The sequence below is a fragment of the Methylobacterium thuringiense genome (genome assembly GCF_022179645.1).
Classification (GTDB): Bacteria; Pseudomonadota; Alphaproteobacteria; order Rhizobiales; family Beijerinckiaceae; genus Methylobacterium; species Methylobacterium thuringiense.
Genome location: NZ_BPRA01000010.1, coordinates 26,696 through 41,041, shown reverse-complemented (window position 1 = coordinate 41,041; position 14,346 = coordinate 26,696). Strand labels below are relative to the sequence as shown.

The window sequence follows — 14,346 nt, the reverse complement described above, 5'->3', positions numbered from 1 at the left end:
CATGTCCGTAGCGCATTTCGAGAGCGAAATGGCTGTGGCCGCTACTCCACCGTGACCGACTTCGCGAGGTTGCGCGGCTGGTCGACGTCTTTCCCCATGAACACTGCCGTGTGGTAGGCGAGAAGCTGGATCGGCACTGCATAGACGATCGGGGCCACCACCGGGTCGACGGCCGGCATGGTGAGCGTCGCCAGCGTGTCGAGGCCGTGATCCGCCGCGCCCTTGGCGTCGCCGATCAGCACGATCCGGCCGCCGCGCGCGGCGACCTCCTGCATGTTCGAGACGGTTTTTTCGAAGATCGCGTCGTGCGGCGCGATCACGATCACCGGGACGTTCTCGTCGATCAGCGCGATCGGGCCGTGCTTGAGCTCGCCGGCGGCGTAGCCTTCGGCGTGGATGTAGCTGATTTCCTTGAGCTTCAGCGCGCCTTCGAGCGCCATCGGGTAGCTCGTGCCGCGGCCGAGATAGAGCACGTCGCGGGCCTTGGCGATCTCGCGGGCGAGCACCTCGATCTCGGGCTCCAGCGCCACCGATTCCGCCATCAGGCCGGGCACGGTGATCAGGGCGTCGACGAGCGCGCGCTCGCGGGCGGCGTCGATGGTGCCGCGCGCGCGGCCGGCCGCGATGGCGAGGCAGAGCAGCACGGTGAGCTGGCAGGAAAACGCCTTGGTGGAGGCGACGCCGATTTCGGGGCCGGCCAGCGTCGGCATCACCACGGAGGATTCCCGCGCGATCGTCGAGGTGGGTACGTTGACCACCGCGAGCGAGTGCTGCCCTTGCGACTTCGCATAGCGCAGCGAGGCCAGCGTGTCGGCGGTCTCGCCCGATTGCGAGATCACGAGCGTCAGCCCGTCCCGGTCGAGCGGCGGCTCGCGGTAGCGGGTCTCGGAGGCGACGTCGATCTCGACGGGCAGCCGCGCGATGCTCTCGAACCAGTATTTCGCGACGAGGCCGGCGTAATAGGCCGTGCCGCAGGCGGTGATCGAGAGCCGGCTCAATTTCGCGAAGTCGAAGGGCAGCGCCTCGGGCAGGGCTATGCGGCCGCCTGCGAGATCGACGTAATGGGCGAGCGTGCGGCCGACCACCTCCGGCTGCTCGTGGATCTCCTTCGCCATGAAGTGGCGGTGGTTGCCCTTGTCGACCAGGAAGGCCTGGCTGACGATCTTTTGGCGCGGCCTCGCGACGATCTGATTGGCGATGTCGCGGATCTCGGCGCCGTCGCGGGTCAGGATCGCCCAGTCGCCCTCGTCGAGATAGGTGATCTCGTCCGTGAACGGGGCGAGCGCCAGGGCGTCCGAGCCGAGATAGGTCTCGCCGTCGCCGAAGCCGATGGCCAGCGGCGCGCCGTGGCGAGCGCCGATCAGGAAGTCTTCTTCGCCCGAGAAGAGGAAGCCCAGCGCGAAGGCCCCGCGCAGGCGCGGGAGGGCGGCCTCGACTGCGGCGACCGGGCCGAGGCCCTGGTCCATCAGGTGGCTGACGAGTTGGGCCACCACCTCCGTGTCCGTCTCGGTCTCGAAGCGGGCGCCGGCAGTCTCCAGCTCCTTCTTCAGCTCGCGAAAATTCTCGATGATGCCGTTATGGACTACCGCCAGCCGTGCGGTGGCATGCGGGTGGGCGTTGGTCTCGTTCGGCCGGCCATGCGTCGCCCAGCGGGTGTGGCCGATGCCGATGGCGCCGGTGAGCGGCGACTGCACCAGCTTGAGCTGCAGGTTCGAGAGCTTTCCCTCGGCGCGGCGGCGTTCCAGGCGGCCGTGCTCCAGGGTGGCGATGCCGGCGGAATCGTAGCCGCGGTATTCGAGCCGGCGCAGCGCCTCGATCACCTGCCCCGCCACCGCTTCGCGCCCGACGATGCCTACGATTCCGCACATGTGCCGTCTCTCGAGCTTTTTTGCGCCACCGCGCCGTCCCGGGCTGAGACGAGGCGGTTCCATCGGACCGGTCCCGCGCAAGGCCCGGGCCTCTCGCGCGACGCGACAGCGGTGCTTCTAGCGGATCGAAACGGCACAGGGCCAGCCGCCCCGCGCCGCCGCCTCAGCCCTTGGACTTGGCCGCTTTCGCCGCCCGCATGGCCGCGCGCTTCGTCGCGACGAAGCCCTCGATCATCTGCTGGCGTCCGCGCGCCACGGCCAGCGCATCGGCCGGCACGTCGCGCACGATCACCGACCCGGCCCCCACCAGCGCCCCCGCCCCGATCGTGACCGGCGCGACCAGCGCCGAGTTCGACCCGATGAAGGCCCCCGCCCCGATGGTGGTGCGGTGCTTGTTCACGCCGTCGTAATTGCAGGTGATGGTGCCGGCGCCGATATTGGCGCCCGCGCCCACCTCGGCATCGCCGAGATAGGCGAGGTGCGAGGCCTTGGCGCCGGCATGGAGCACAGCGTTCTTGATCTCGACGAAGTTGCCGAGATGCACGCCCTCCTCCAGCACCGCGCCGCCGCGCAGGCGCACATGCGGGCCGATATCGACGTTCGTCATGAGGCGCGCATCGCGCAGGTGCGAGAAGGCGCGGATGGTGCAACGGTCGCCGATCACCACGCCCGGACCGAAGACCACGTGCGGCTCGATCAGGACGTCGCGGCCGACGACCGTGTCGGCGCTGAAGAAGACGGTCTCAGGCGCGAGCAGCGTGGCGCCGCCGAGCTGCGCGGCGCGGCGCAGGCGGCCCTGGATCGCGGCTTCGGCCACCGAGAGCTGGACCCGGTCGTTGACGCCCTGCGCCTCCGCCTCGTCGATCGACACGACCGCGACTCGAAGGCCCTCGGCCACGGCGAGCGCCACGGCGTCGGTGAGGTAGTATTCGCCGCTGGCATTGTCGTTGCCGATGCGGGTCAGCAGCCGCAGGGCGTGGGCGCCCGAGAGCGCCATCAGCCCGGCATTCCCGAGGTTAACCCGGCGCTCCTCCTCCGACGCGTCCTTCTCCTCGCGGATCGCGACGACCTGGCCGCCCTCCGTGAGCACCCGGCCGTAGCCCTTCGGATCCGCCGCCTCGAAGGCGAGCACGGCGACCGCCGCACCGCCGCCGAGGGCGGAGCTGAGCCGGCGAAACGTCTGCGCGGTGACGAGCGGCGTGTCGCCGAAGGCGATGATGACGTCGCAGCTGGTCTCCAATGCCTCGCGCGCCTGAAGCGCGGCATGGGCGGTGCCGAGCCGCTCGACCTGGGGGTGCACCCGCGCGCCCGGCGCCAGGGCCTCGACCTCGGCGGCGACGTCGGCGCGCTCCGGCTCGATCACCACGCTGATGCCCGTGGCGCCGGCCTCCTGCACGGCGGCGAGGACGTGGCCGAGCATGCTGCGCCCGGCGATGGCGTGCAGTACCTTCGGCAGGTCGGAGCGCATCCGCGTGCCCTTGCCCGCCGCGAGCACGATCGCAGTGAAACTGCGCGGGCTCGCCGGGTGGCTTTCGTCTGCTGACATCATCCGCCGTTCCGCTCCCATCGTCGCCGCCGCGGATGTAACCGATCACGCGGCCTGGACAAAACAGCACGCTGCCCGTCACAAGCAGGCAACCTTAACCCCGGGTTCAGGCGTTGCTCCCTATCCGGGCAGAATTCCCTTTCCACCACCGACGCTTGCATCGACGAGGGCATGACGCATTCCACCACCGGCAACCCCGAACACGTGCCGTTCGGCCTTTCAGGTGGAGACCCGTCGCGGGCGTCCGAGGGGGCGCGGGGCGAAGCGGGCGTCGTTTCCCGCAGCCGCCGCGACCTCCTGCGCGGCGTCGCAGCCGGAGCGCTTGCCGGCGCCGTGCTCGGCACCGATGCGGTCTTCGCTCAAGGTGCCCCTGCCCTGCCGGCCGCCGGCACGCCGTTCACGGCCTCGACCGTGCCCGATCTCGCCCGCGCGCTCGCCCGCCAACCCTACGTCGCTCCCCGCACGGACGACCTGCCCGAGGCCCTGAGAAACCTCTCGCGCGAACAATACGCCGCGATCCGCACGGCGCCGGGCGCCGCGATCTGGGGCGATGCCGGGCTCGATTTCGCGGTCGAACCGCTCCATCGCGGCTCGGTCTATGCCGACCGCGTCTCGCTGTTGCTCGTCGAGGACGGCACGGTCCGCCCCGTCCCCTATGCCCGCGACCGCTTCACGGCGGACGGCATCGCTCTGCCCGATCCGGGCCAGGGCGATCCGGGCTTTTCGGGGTTCCGGCTGCGGGCGCGCTTCGCCGGGGCGGAGCTCTCCGACTTCGCGGTGTTCCAGGGCGTCTCGTTCTTCCGGCTGATCGCCCGCGGCCAGGGTTTCGGGCTCACCGCCCGCGCCCTGATGCTGCGCCCGGCTGATAGCCGCGGCGAGGATTTCTCGCGCTGGAAGGCGTTCTTCATCGAGCGGCCGGGCAAGGACGGCGGCCCCCTCGTGCTCCACGCCCTGCTCGATGCGGAATCCTGCTCGGCGGCCTTGCGGATGACGCTGAAGCCCGGCGACGCCTCGGTGGTCGAGGTCGAGGGCACCCTGTTCACCCGCACGGGAATCGACCATCTCGGGCTCGGCGGAGCACAGTCGAGCTACCTGTTCGGGCCGAACGGCCGCCGGGGTCTCGACGACGCCCGCGCCGCCGCCTACGCCTCCGGCGGCCTCCAGATCCGCAACGGCGGCGGCGAGGCGATCTGGCGTCCCGTGAACAATCCGCAGACCCTGCAGATCTCCTCCTTCCTCGACGACGGCCCCAAGGGCTTCGGCCTGATGCAGCGGGCCCGCGACTACGCCGCCTTCCAGGACGACGTGCAGCACTGGGAGTGGCGGCCCTCGCTCTGGATCGAGCCGATGGAGGCGGACGGCCCCGACGGACCCGGCAAGGCGCTCTGGGGGGCTGGTGCCGTGACGCTTCTCGAAATCCCGAGCGATTCCGAGGTCAACGAGAACGTCATCGCCTATTGGCGCCCGAAGGCGGCGATCCCCGAGAAGAGCGAGGCGCGTTTTCGCTACCGCCAGACCTGGTGCTGGCAGCCGCCGGAAGCGTCGCCCGACCAGCCGGCGCTGGCAGGCGTCTCGACCAGCCGCAGCGGGCGCGGCTCCGCCAACGGCCGCCGGCTGTTCCTCGTCGATTTCACCGGCGACATCCTGTTCGCCGGCCAGGACGGCGCGGTGCCGGAGCTGCGCACCGTCCTGATCGCCAATCCAGGCACGATCACCCGTCAGGTGCTCTACCCCTACCCCGAGCGCCGGACCGTGCGTGTCGCCTTCGAACTCGATTCCGGCGGCCAGCCGGCCAGCGAATTGCGTCTCGCCCTCAAGTCCGGTGAGCGCCAGGTGAGCGAGACCTGGCTCTATCGCTGGACCGGTTGATGCCAGAACCCGTGATCGCCTCCCCGATACGCCGATGACGGACGCCATGACCCTCGACGACGTGCTGGAGCCCACCCTCCCCTTAGCCCTGCCGCCGGACGAACGGCCGCGCAACGGGTTCCGGCCGGCGATGCCGCCGGAGGCGCCGCTGGCCATGCCGGTGCAGGACCTCGCCCGCTGGGACGGCGCGGCGCGGCGCAGGCCTTCGAAACCCGAGAAGCGGCCCTGGGCGGCCCGCGCCTTCGTCTTCGGCGGGGCGGTGGCGCTCACGACCTACGGCACGCTGCAGATGTACGAGGTCATCTCGGTCTCGGGCGGCGCCACGGCGCTGCAATACGTGCTGCTCGTGCTGTTCACGCTCACCTTCTCCTGGATCGCGCTGGCCTTCACCGCCGCCATCCTCGGCTTCTTCGCGCTCCTCCGGTCCCGCTCGGACGCGACGCCGGCTCCCACCAAATTGTCGACGCGCACGGCCGTGGTGATGCCGGTCTACAACGAGGCCACCGCCCGCACCTTCGCCGCCGTCCAGGCCATGCGCGAGGAAGTCGAGGCGACGGGGCTTGGGCAGCATTTCGACTGGTTCGTGCTCTCGGACACGACGCAGGCCGATGCCTGGATCGCCGAGGAACGCGCCTTCCTGAAGCTCCGCGAAGAGCTCGGCCCCGAGGCCCGGCTTTACTACCGCCACCGGCCCAAGAACCATCACCGCAAGGCCGGCAATATCGGCGATTTCGTCAGCCGCTGGGGGGCCGCCTACGACCACATGCTGGTCCTCGACGCCGACAGCCTGCTGTCCGGCGGCTGCATCACCGGGCTGACCGCCGCGATGGAAGCCGACCCGGACGCCGGCATCGTCCAGAGTCTGCCGCTGATCATCAACCGCAACACGCTGTTTGCCCGCGTCCAGCAATTCGCCGCCCGCATCTACGGGCCGGTGATCGCCACCGGCCTGACGATCTGGTCCGGCCGCGACGGCAATTACTGGGGCCACAACGCGATCATCCGCACGAAAGCCTTCGCCGAGGCCTGCGGCCTGCCCGACCTCAAGGGCAATCCGCCCTTCGGCGGCCATATCCTCAGCCACGATTTCGTCGAGGCGGCGCTGATCCGCCGCGCCGGCTGGGGCGTGACCATGCTGCCGCGCCTCGAAGGGTCCTACGAAGAAAGCCCGCCGACCCTGATCGATCTCGCCGTACGCGACCGGCGCTGGGCCCAGGGCAACCTCCAGCACGCGCGGGTGATCGGATCGGCTGGCCTCGCCCTGCCCTCCCGCCAGCACTTCGCCACCGGCATCATGGGCTATCTCGCCTCGCCGCTCTGGCTCGCCCAGCTCGTCATCGGTGTCGCCCTCGTGCTGCAGACGGCCTGGGTGCGGCCCGAATACTTTTCCGCCGAGTTCGGGCTGACGCCGGTCTGGCCGCGCTTCGATCCCGTGCGCGCGCTCCAGCTCTTCGGCTTGACCATGGGCATCCTGCTCGCGCCCAAGTTCCTGGGGCTGTTCCTTGCCCTGATCGACGGCGCGGTGCGACGGGCCTCGGGCGGCGGCATCCGGCTGATACTATCCTTCCTGATCGAGATCCTGCTCTCGGCGCTGATCGCGCCGATCGCCATGCTGATCCAGTCCGGTTCGGTCTTCCAGATCCTGGCCGGCCGCGACACCGGCTGGAACCCGCAGCGGCGCGACGACGGCTCGATTCCGTTTTCCGACATCGTGCGCCGCCACCGCTGGCACAGCTTCCTCGGCCTGCTCACGGGCGTAGCCGCCTTCGCCATCGCCACCTCGTTGTTCCTCTGGATGTCGCCGACGATCCTCGGCCTCGTGCTCGCGATCCCGATCTCCTGGGCCAGCGGACAGCTCGCCTGGGGCCTCGCCCTCAAGCGCTTCGGCCTGCTCGGCACCCCCGAAGAGCACACTCCGCCCCCGGTGGCTCTGCGCGCCGGCGCACTCGCCGCCCGCAATGCGCGGCACGGCTTCGACGACGCGGACGCGCTCGGTGTCCTGCACGCCGACCCGGCCCTCGCCCAGGACCATGCCGCGATGCTGCCCCGGGGCGCCAGCCGCCCCCGCGGCAGCATCGACGCCGACCGGACGCTGGCCCAGGCCAAGATCGTCGAGGCCGACACGCTGGCCGAGGCGAGCGCCTGGCTCCAGCCCAAGGAGCGCATGGCCCTCCTCCACGACCGCGCCCTCCTCGACCGGCTCGCACGCCTGCGCACGGCCTGACGAAAATCTCGCGGGTTTCGGTTTCCGGCCGACCCCGTTGTCCGCTACAAGCACCCGGCTCGCCCGGGCTCGGAGGGCGGGCCGGCTTGTGGCCGGGACGGAAGGGTGGCCGAGTGGTTTAAGGCAGCGGTCTTGAAAACCGCCGTGGGGGCAACTCCACCGTGGGTTCGAATCCCACCCCTTCCGCCAGGATACGTTGATTGCAGAGGGAAATTCGGCGTCCGATAAGCCGATCCCCATCAACTACCCCTCCGCCGAAAAATCTGACCGGCCTTCGCGGATTGCTCACGAACTGGATCGGCTGTTCACGCGCCGGCCCAGCCATTCGGGCCGCGCGGTCATGCCTTCGACCAGGGCCGTGTCCTGCAGGCGATTGCCGACGGCCGGATCCCGATCCGCCTTCGTCGGCTCCCTGCTCTCGACGAAAGCGGCGCAGACGACCTCGAACAGCGCGCCAACGTCCGCGAGAGCTGCGATCACCTCGTTCTGAAATTCACCGCGCGGTCAGCCGGCCGACGCGATGTCCCGCTGCATCGCCTGGTGCGACGACGACGGGGCCCTGAACCGGCACGGGATCGACGTCATGGGCCTTGCGCTGGCTGCGTCCGGTGGACGAAACATCGGGGAGCAGGGCGACGACACCCACCACCGCTACGGCATCGCCCGCATGGGCGACCACCCGAAAACCCCGGTGGTGGACGGCGATTGCCGCTCCTGGGATAGTCCGAACCTCTGGGTCTGCGACGGCTCGGTTGTCCTCATCACCGGAGGCGTCAATCCCTCGCTCACGATCCAGGCCATCGCGCTGCGCACGGCCGACCGCATCACGGCGATGGTGCAGGGCCGAGATCCTCCACGGGGCTGACCGGATCGCGACGCCGTTCGCCGACACGGCTCCGTCCGGCCCGCATCGCATGGTCGCGCGGATGCTCGCCGCCGGAACGCTGCTGCCGCTCGGCGGCTGCGGCGTGCTCGATCATGGCTTTCTCAACGCCGCCGGTCCGGTCGCCGACGAGACCCGCAGCCTGTTCCTGCTCGTCTGTTTCATCCTGATCTTCGTCGCCGGGCCGGTCCTGGTGCTGACGCCGATTTTCGCCTGGCATTACCGTCTCGCGAACACGAAGAGCGCATACCGCCCGCAATGGGGTTTCAACTGGCCGCTCGAGGGGCTGATCTGGATCCCGCCCGCTCTGATCGTCGTCGTGCTGGCCGTGCTCCTCTGGCGCGATACGCACCGGCTCGATCCCTACAGACCTCTCGCCTCCGCCCAGGCTCCGGTCGAGGTGCAGGCGGTCGCGCTCGATTGGAAGTGGCTGTTCATCTACCCCGACGAGGGCGTCGCCAGCGTCGACGAACTCGTTTTCCCCGCCGAGCGCCCGGTCCATCTGAGCCTGACCAGCGGCACGGTCATGCAGTCCTTCTTCGTGCCCCGGCTCGGCGGCCAGATCTATGCGATGGCCGGCATGACCACGCAGCTCAACCTCGCCGCGAGCGAGCCGGGCCGCTTTCTCGGCGAGAACACGCAGTTCAACGGGATCGGCTTCCAGAACCAGAAATTCGCGGTGCTGGCGCAAACAGCCGACGGCTACGCGGCGTGGCTGGCGCAGGCGCGCGCGAGCGGCAAGACCCTCGACAGGCACGCCTTCAAGACATTGTCGGCTCGCTCGACCCTGGCCGAGCCGATCCGATTCGGTTCGGTCGCGCCGGGCCTGTTCCCCGCCATTCTCACCCTCGACAATCCCGGCCCGCATGCCGGCCACGCACAGGGCCATCGATGAGCGCCGAGATCTGGTACGCCCTGCTCGGCCGGATCGACGCGAAGGCATTTCCGTTCGTGCGGGCCTGGGACAATCCAACCGTCAGCGAACTGATCGGGGCCTTCGCCGGCGCCCTCGTCGTGATCGGTGCGCTCGCGCTCGCGGCTCTCCTGACCTGGAAGCGCTGGTGGCGCCCGCTCTTCCGCGACTGGCTGACGAGCCTCGATCACAAGAAGATCGGCATCATGTACATCGTGCTGGCCGGCGTCATGCTGTCCCGCGCGCTGGTCGAAGCGGTTCTGATGCGCGCGCAGCAATCGCTCGCGGTGAATGCGCCGGGCATCGTCGCGCCGGAGCACTTCGCGCAGCTCTTCAGCACCCACGGCACGATCATGATCTTCTTCATGGCGATGCCGTTCCTGACGGGCCTGATCAACTATGTGGTGCCGCTGCAGATCGGCGCCCGCGACGTCGCCTTCCCGCTGCTCAACTCGATCAGCCTGATGCTGACGGCGGGCGGGGCCGGGCTCGTGATGATCTCGCTCGCCGTCGGCGAATTCTCGACCGGAGGCTGGTCGGGATACCCGCCCTTCACGGAGACCGCCTTCCAGCCCGGCGTCGGCCCCGATTACTGGATCTGGGCGATCACGCTGTCCTCGCTCGGTACGACCCTCTCGGGCCTGAACTTCGCGGCGACGATCTACAAGAAGCGCTGCCCCGGCATGCATCTCATGCGGATGCCGCTGTTCAGCTGGACGGCGCTCTGCACCGCGATCCTGATGATCTTCGCGATGCCGCCGCTGACGCTCGCCACCGCGCTCCTCGCCCTCGATCGCTACCTCGGTTTCCACTTCTTCACGAACGACCTCGGCGGCAACGTGATGAACTACGTGAACCTCTTCTGGCTGTTCGGCCACCCGGAGGTCTACATCCTGATCCTGCCCGCCTTCGGCGTCTACTCGGAGGTGATCTCGGCCTTTTCGTCGAAGGAACTCTACGGCTACACCTCGCTCGTCGTGGCGACCATGGTGATCGGCGTGCTCTCCTTCACCGTCTGGCTGCACCACTTCTTCACGATGGGCCAGAGCGCCGACGTCAACGCCGCCTTCGGCATCGCCACCATGACGATCGCGGTGCCCACAGGGGTCAAGATCTACGACTGGATCTGGACGATGTTTCGCGGCGAGGTCCGCTTCACCGCGCCGATGCTGTTTTCGCTCGCCTTCATTCTGACCTTCGTGCTCGGGGGCCTGAGCGGAATCCTGCTCGCGATCCCGCCGATCGACTACATGGTCCACAACACCGTGTTCCTGGTCGCCCACTTCCACAACATGCTCATCCCCGGCCTGCTCTACGGCATGATCGCGGGTTACATGTTCTGGTTTCCGAAGGCCTTCGGCTTCCGGCTGTCCGAACGCTGGGGCAAGATCGCCTTCGTGTGCTGGGTCGCGGGGTTCTACCTCGCCTTCATGCCGCTCTACGTGCTCGGCCTCGCCGGCATGACGCGGCGCAGCCAGGCCTTGTTCGAGCCCGACTTCCGGCCCTGGCTCCTCGCCGCCATCGTCGGCGCGCTTCTCCTGCTCGGCGGTCTCGTCAGCCTGTTCGTGCAGCTCTGGGTCAGCGTGCGGGATCGCGCGGAGAACCGCGTGCCGATCGGCGACCCTTGGGATGCCCGCAGCCTCGAATGGTCGGTTCCAGCGCCGCCGCCCGAATACAATTTTGCGCTGATTCCGCAGGTCGACCGGCTGGATGCATTCTATTGGCTGAAGGAGCGCGAACAGGCCTACGCACCCGCCGGCCCCTACCGCGACATCAGGGTGCCGAGGAACAGCTGGGTCGGCCCGCTCGTCGGCCTGACCGGGACGGCCTGCGCCTTCGGCCTCGTCTGGCACATCTGGTGGCTGGCGATCCTCGGCTTCGCCGGCCTGTGGGCCGTCGTGATCGCGCGCAGCTTCGTGCGCGACACCCACCGCATCATCCCGGCCGCCGAGGTTGCGGCTGCCGACCGTCGCTGGCGCGACGCTGCCTGGGCGACCGGCGCGGTGCCGCGGCAGCTCGAAGTCACGACGGCCAATCGCGGTCTGGCAAAAATCTTCCCGTCGGAGGTGCCGGCATGAGCGGCCCGCAACTCCGGCATGTCGGGCTGAACCTCAGCGACTCCGACGACCTCGAGCCCGGCGAGGCCGAGACCGGCCTCTACGGCTTCTGGATCTTCCTGATGAGCGACGCGATCCTGTTCGCGCTGCTGTTCGCGATCTACGGAACTCAGCTCGCCGCGACGGCCGGCGCTCCGGGACCGGCGGCCGAGTTCAAGATCGGCGGTGCTTTCGTCGAGACCCTGATTCTGCTCACGAGCAGCCTGACGTTCGGGCTCGCGTCGATCGCTATGAAGTACGACCGCGGCCGAACCGGTCTCGTCACGATGCTCTGCCTCACCCTCGGCCTCGGCATCGCCTTCCTCGGCTTCGAACTCAGCGATTTCGCGACGATGGTGTCCGACGGTGCCACACTGGACCGCAGCGGCTTTCTCTCGGCCTTCTTCGCCCTCGTGCCGACGCACGGACTGCACGTGACCGCCGGCTGCGTCTGGATCGTGGTGATGCTCGCGCAGATCGCAGCGTTCGGGATCGATGCCCGGGTCAAGCTCAACCTGCTGAAGCTCGGCCTGTTCTGGCATTTCCTCGACATCATCTGGATCGCGATCTTCTCCGTCGTCTACCTGCAGGGAACGCTCGGATGACCACGGACCGCCCTTCCAAGGCGATGACCCTGCTGAAGCTTGCAGGCGCCGCCGCCGTGCTCGGCGCCTCGAAGGTGCTCTTTCGCGAAGACAAGGCGGCAACGTCTGGATCCGTGGGTGACTCGCCGGTCGAGGACCGGTCGCAGTCCCGGCAAAGCGACCTGATCACCTACGGCGTCGGCTATGGTCTCGCCCTGCTGCTGACCTGCCTCGCCTTCGCGCTGGTGTATTGGCGCTGGGCGAGCGGGGCGACGGCGCTCGGCCTCGTCTACGCCTTGGCCCTCGTTCAGGCGATCGTGCATGTCCGCTGCTTCCTGCACATCGATCTGAAGCGCTCGGCTCGCGACGATCTCCAGTTGATCCTGTTCTCGACCCTCATCGTGCTGTTGATGGTGGGCGGCACGCTCGTGGTGCTGTTCAACCTTCGCATGCGCATGATGTAGCCGAACCGCCGCCGCCGCGAACACGACGCCGACGCGGATCCTGGCGGGGGTTCTGTTCGCGCCCGACATCCGGACGGCCGTCCCGGCGCCTCAGGACTCCGCCGATCCCTGCGGCCAGGAGAAGCGGATGTTTTGGTCGCGCAGGCCGGCAAGCACCACCTCGACGCCGCCGGATTTCACCATCCATTCCAGGCGGTGATCGCGGTACTCGCGGCGCCGGCCGCCCGTCGTGTAGAGGTCCGACGCCGCAGTCATCTCGGCCGCGGCCGCGTCGAATTCGGCGAAGGTGGCGGCGATCGCGGGACGCCGGCACAGCCTCGCATGCCAAAGCGCCAGGGCGGAGCCCGGCCGTGGTCCCATGCCGTAATGGACGGATCGGTTGACCATCGGCGCGACGGCCGCATCCGCCCAGCCGAAGCGGTCGCCGCCGAACCACGCGGCCGTGCCGAGGCGCTCGGCGAGCCAATCCTGCAGCACGCGCGTCTGACGGGCGGCCTGATCGCGCAGATGCCCGGCGAGCGCGCCGGTGGCGCGTCGGAACCAGAGAATCTCGCCGTAGCCCCAGTTCACGGCCTCGTACTGCGTGTCGCAGACGTCCTCCGTCATCCTGGCCAAGGCGCGTGCGGCAGCGTCCTTGGTCAGCAGAGCCGGCTCGGGAAAACGGTCCTCGAGATATTCCAGGATCACCGTCGAGTCGAAGACCCTCGTCTCGCCGTCGATCAGGACCGGGACCTCGGTCCGGGGATTGGCCGTCGCGAAGGGGCCATCCGTCCGTCCGGTCCCGAAGTCGTCGGGAAGCTGCGCGGTGAACGGGACGCCCTTTTCGCGCAGGGCGATCTTGACCTTCTGGGCATAGGACGAGAGCGGGTGATCGTAGAGCAGCATCGCGGTCTTCACGTCTTGGAACGGCGTCTTCGCCGTGGATCGGGACACACCCTGAGTCGGAGCCGGCCTGCCGGAAGAAGTCGTCTGTGAACGACATCAGTCATCGCCGTGGAACGGTTCCGACGCGATCCGTGGTTTCCATCCCGCCGACCCGGCACGTGCATCATATGCACGGCTCTTGCGACGCGCCGAAGGCCCCGGCGCAAAGCGAACCCGCTCCTCGGGGAAAACCTCGTTGCAGGTCGACGCCTATACCGGTGCCATGCTCGGAAACGCACAGCGGGCGATCAGCCACGTCGCCCTCACCCATGCGGCCATGGCTATCGCGCAGGACGGATGACGGGGTCGTCCTGCCGCGGAAAAGGGAGGTGCTGGCGCAGCACCTCCTCTCACGGCGATCCGGTAGACGGCTCGCTCAGCGCTTTCCGGCGTGGTCGCCGTCCCGGACCTGTCCGGTCGGTTCTTGGACGTGCGCTTCCAGGAACCAGAGCTGCTTGTCGACGCCGCGGGAGACCTCGGTGAAGAGATCCGCCGTACCGGCATCGCCTGCCTCGTCGGTGTCGTCGATGTTCTGACGCACCGCGTTCGCGTAGACCCCATAGCGATCGATCAGCGCTGCGAGATGATCGGCGATCGCGTAGGCATCGAGCGGGTACGGGGCGAGCTGCGATGCGGCCGCCACCGCGGTCGCCGTGCCGCTCGCCGTGCCGCCCAGCTGGGTGATGCGCTCGGCAACCTTGTCGTTGTAGTCGTCGAGTTCGTCGCGGAATCCATCGAGCATCAGGTGGATGCCGATGAACTGCGGGCCCTTCAGGTTCCAGTGGGCCTGCTTGACCGCCAAGGCCAAGTCGATCCCATCCGCGAGCCGGGCGTTGAGCGCCTCGGTCGAGACCTTCTTGGCGTTGGACTTCGTGTCGTTCTGCGTCACGTGCAGCCGCTGGCCTGCCGTCGTGTTGGTGTTCGCCATGATGGATCCTGTGATGCCGGATTGAACTGATCGATCCCCCGGCTCCG

At 68.7% G+C, this 14,346-nt stretch carries 12 protein-coding genes and 1 tRNA gene; 8 read left to right on the top strand and 5 right to left on the bottom strand.

Annotated elements, in window-relative coordinates; translation table 11 throughout:
* Positions 1-41 precede the first annotated feature (41 nt).
* Complete coding sequence (gene glmS, locus MFF07_RS11810; RefSeq protein WP_147818328.1) at positions 42-1,868, bottom strand: glutamine--fructose-6-phosphate transaminase (isomerizing); 1,827 nt, start codon at positions 1,866-1,868, stop codon at positions 42-44.
* A 163-nt stretch (positions 1,869-2,031) separates the two neighbouring features.
* A complete protein-coding gene (gene glmU / locus MFF07_RS11805; RefSeq protein WP_238232014.1) occupies positions 2,032-3,417 on the bottom strand; it encodes a bifunctional UDP-N-acetylglucosamine diphosphorylase/glucosamine-1-phosphate N-acetyltransferase GlmU in 1,386 nt (461 codons plus the stop codon).
* A gap of 168 nt (positions 3,418-3,585) precedes the next feature.
* Between glmU and MFF07_RS11800 the strand changes: the two genes are divergently transcribed.
* The 3 genes from MFF07_RS11800 (at position 3,586) to MFF07_RS11790 (ending at position 7,696) form a co-directional block, all read left to right on the top strand.
* Positions 3,586-5,283, top strand: a complete 1,698-nt coding sequence (locus MFF07_RS11800; RefSeq protein WP_147818327.1) for an OpgD/OpgG family glucan biosynthesis protein — start codon at positions 3,586-3,588, stop codon at positions 5,281-5,283.
* 130 nt (positions 5,284-5,413) lie between these two features.
* Complete coding sequence (gene mdoH / locus MFF07_RS11795; RefSeq protein WP_238232116.1) at positions 5,414-7,507, top strand: glucans biosynthesis glucosyltransferase MdoH; 2,094 nt, start codon at positions 5,414-5,416, stop codon at positions 7,505-7,507.
* 99 nt (positions 7,508-7,606) lie between these two features.
* A tRNA-Ser gene (locus MFF07_RS11790) sits at positions 7,607-7,696 on the top strand.
* Positions 7,697-7,792: 96 nt separating this feature from the next.
* Here MFF07_RS11790 and MFF07_RS11785 read toward each other — a convergent pair.
* Complete coding sequence (locus MFF07_RS11785) at positions 7,793-7,987, bottom strand: hypothetical protein (protein ID WP_147819043.1); 195 nt, start codon at positions 7,985-7,987, stop codon at positions 7,793-7,795.
* 40 nt (positions 7,988-8,027) lie between these two features.
* Here MFF07_RS11785 and MFF07_RS11780 point away from each other — a divergent pair, with 40 nt between their 5' ends.
* From MFF07_RS11780 to MFF07_RS11760, 5 genes are read left to right on the top strand one after another with little or no spacing between them, the layout of a single operon-like run.
* Positions 8,028-8,372 carry a GMC family oxidoreductase gene (locus MFF07_RS11780; RefSeq protein ID WP_147819045.1) on the top strand — a complete coding sequence of 115 codons (345 nt, stop codon included), beginning with the start codon at positions 8,028-8,030 and terminating at the stop codon, positions 8,370-8,372.
* A gap of 49 nt (positions 8,373-8,421) precedes the next feature.
* Positions 8,422-9,285 carry a COX aromatic rich motif-containing protein gene (locus MFF07_RS11775; RefSeq protein ID WP_147819047.1) on the top strand — a complete coding sequence of 288 codons (864 nt, stop codon included), beginning with the start codon at positions 8,422-8,424 and terminating at the stop codon, positions 9,283-9,285.
* Positions 9,282-11,381: a cbb3-type cytochrome c oxidase subunit I gene (locus tag MFF07_RS11770; protein WP_147819049.1), complete on the top strand. Its 2,100-nt coding sequence runs from the start codon at positions 9,282-9,284 to the stop codon at positions 11,379-11,381. Before MFF07_RS11775 ends, MFF07_RS11770 begins: the two co-directional genes overlap by 4 nt.
* Positions 11,378-12,004 carry a cytochrome c oxidase subunit 3 gene (locus tag MFF07_RS11765; RefSeq protein WP_238232011.1) on the top strand — a complete coding sequence of 209 codons (627 nt, stop codon included), beginning with the start codon at positions 11,378-11,380 and terminating at the stop codon, positions 12,002-12,004. Before MFF07_RS11770 ends, MFF07_RS11765 begins: the two co-directional genes overlap by 4 nt.
* Entirely contained in the window at positions 12,001-12,447 is a 447-nt protein-coding gene (locus MFF07_RS11760; protein ID WP_210245155.1) for a cytochrome o ubiquinol oxidase subunit IV, read from the top strand. Before MFF07_RS11765 ends, MFF07_RS11760 begins: the two co-directional genes overlap by 4 nt.
* A 90-nt stretch (positions 12,448-12,537) precedes the next feature.
* On the opposite strand, the gene MFF07_RS11755 is transcribed toward MFF07_RS11760, so the two are convergent.
* On the bottom strand, positions 12,538-13,380 hold the full coding sequence (locus MFF07_RS11755; protein ID WP_238232010.1) for a glutathione S-transferase family protein: 843 nt from the start codon (positions 13,378-13,380) through the stop codon (positions 12,538-12,540).
* A 367-nt stretch (positions 13,381-13,747) separates the two neighbouring features.
* Positions 13,748-14,299: a DNA starvation/stationary phase protection protein Dps gene (gene dps / locus MFF07_RS11750; RefSeq protein WP_147819053.1), complete on the bottom strand. Its 552-nt coding sequence runs from the start codon at positions 14,297-14,299 to the stop codon at positions 13,748-13,750.
* Positions 14,300-14,346 lie beyond the last annotated feature (47 nt).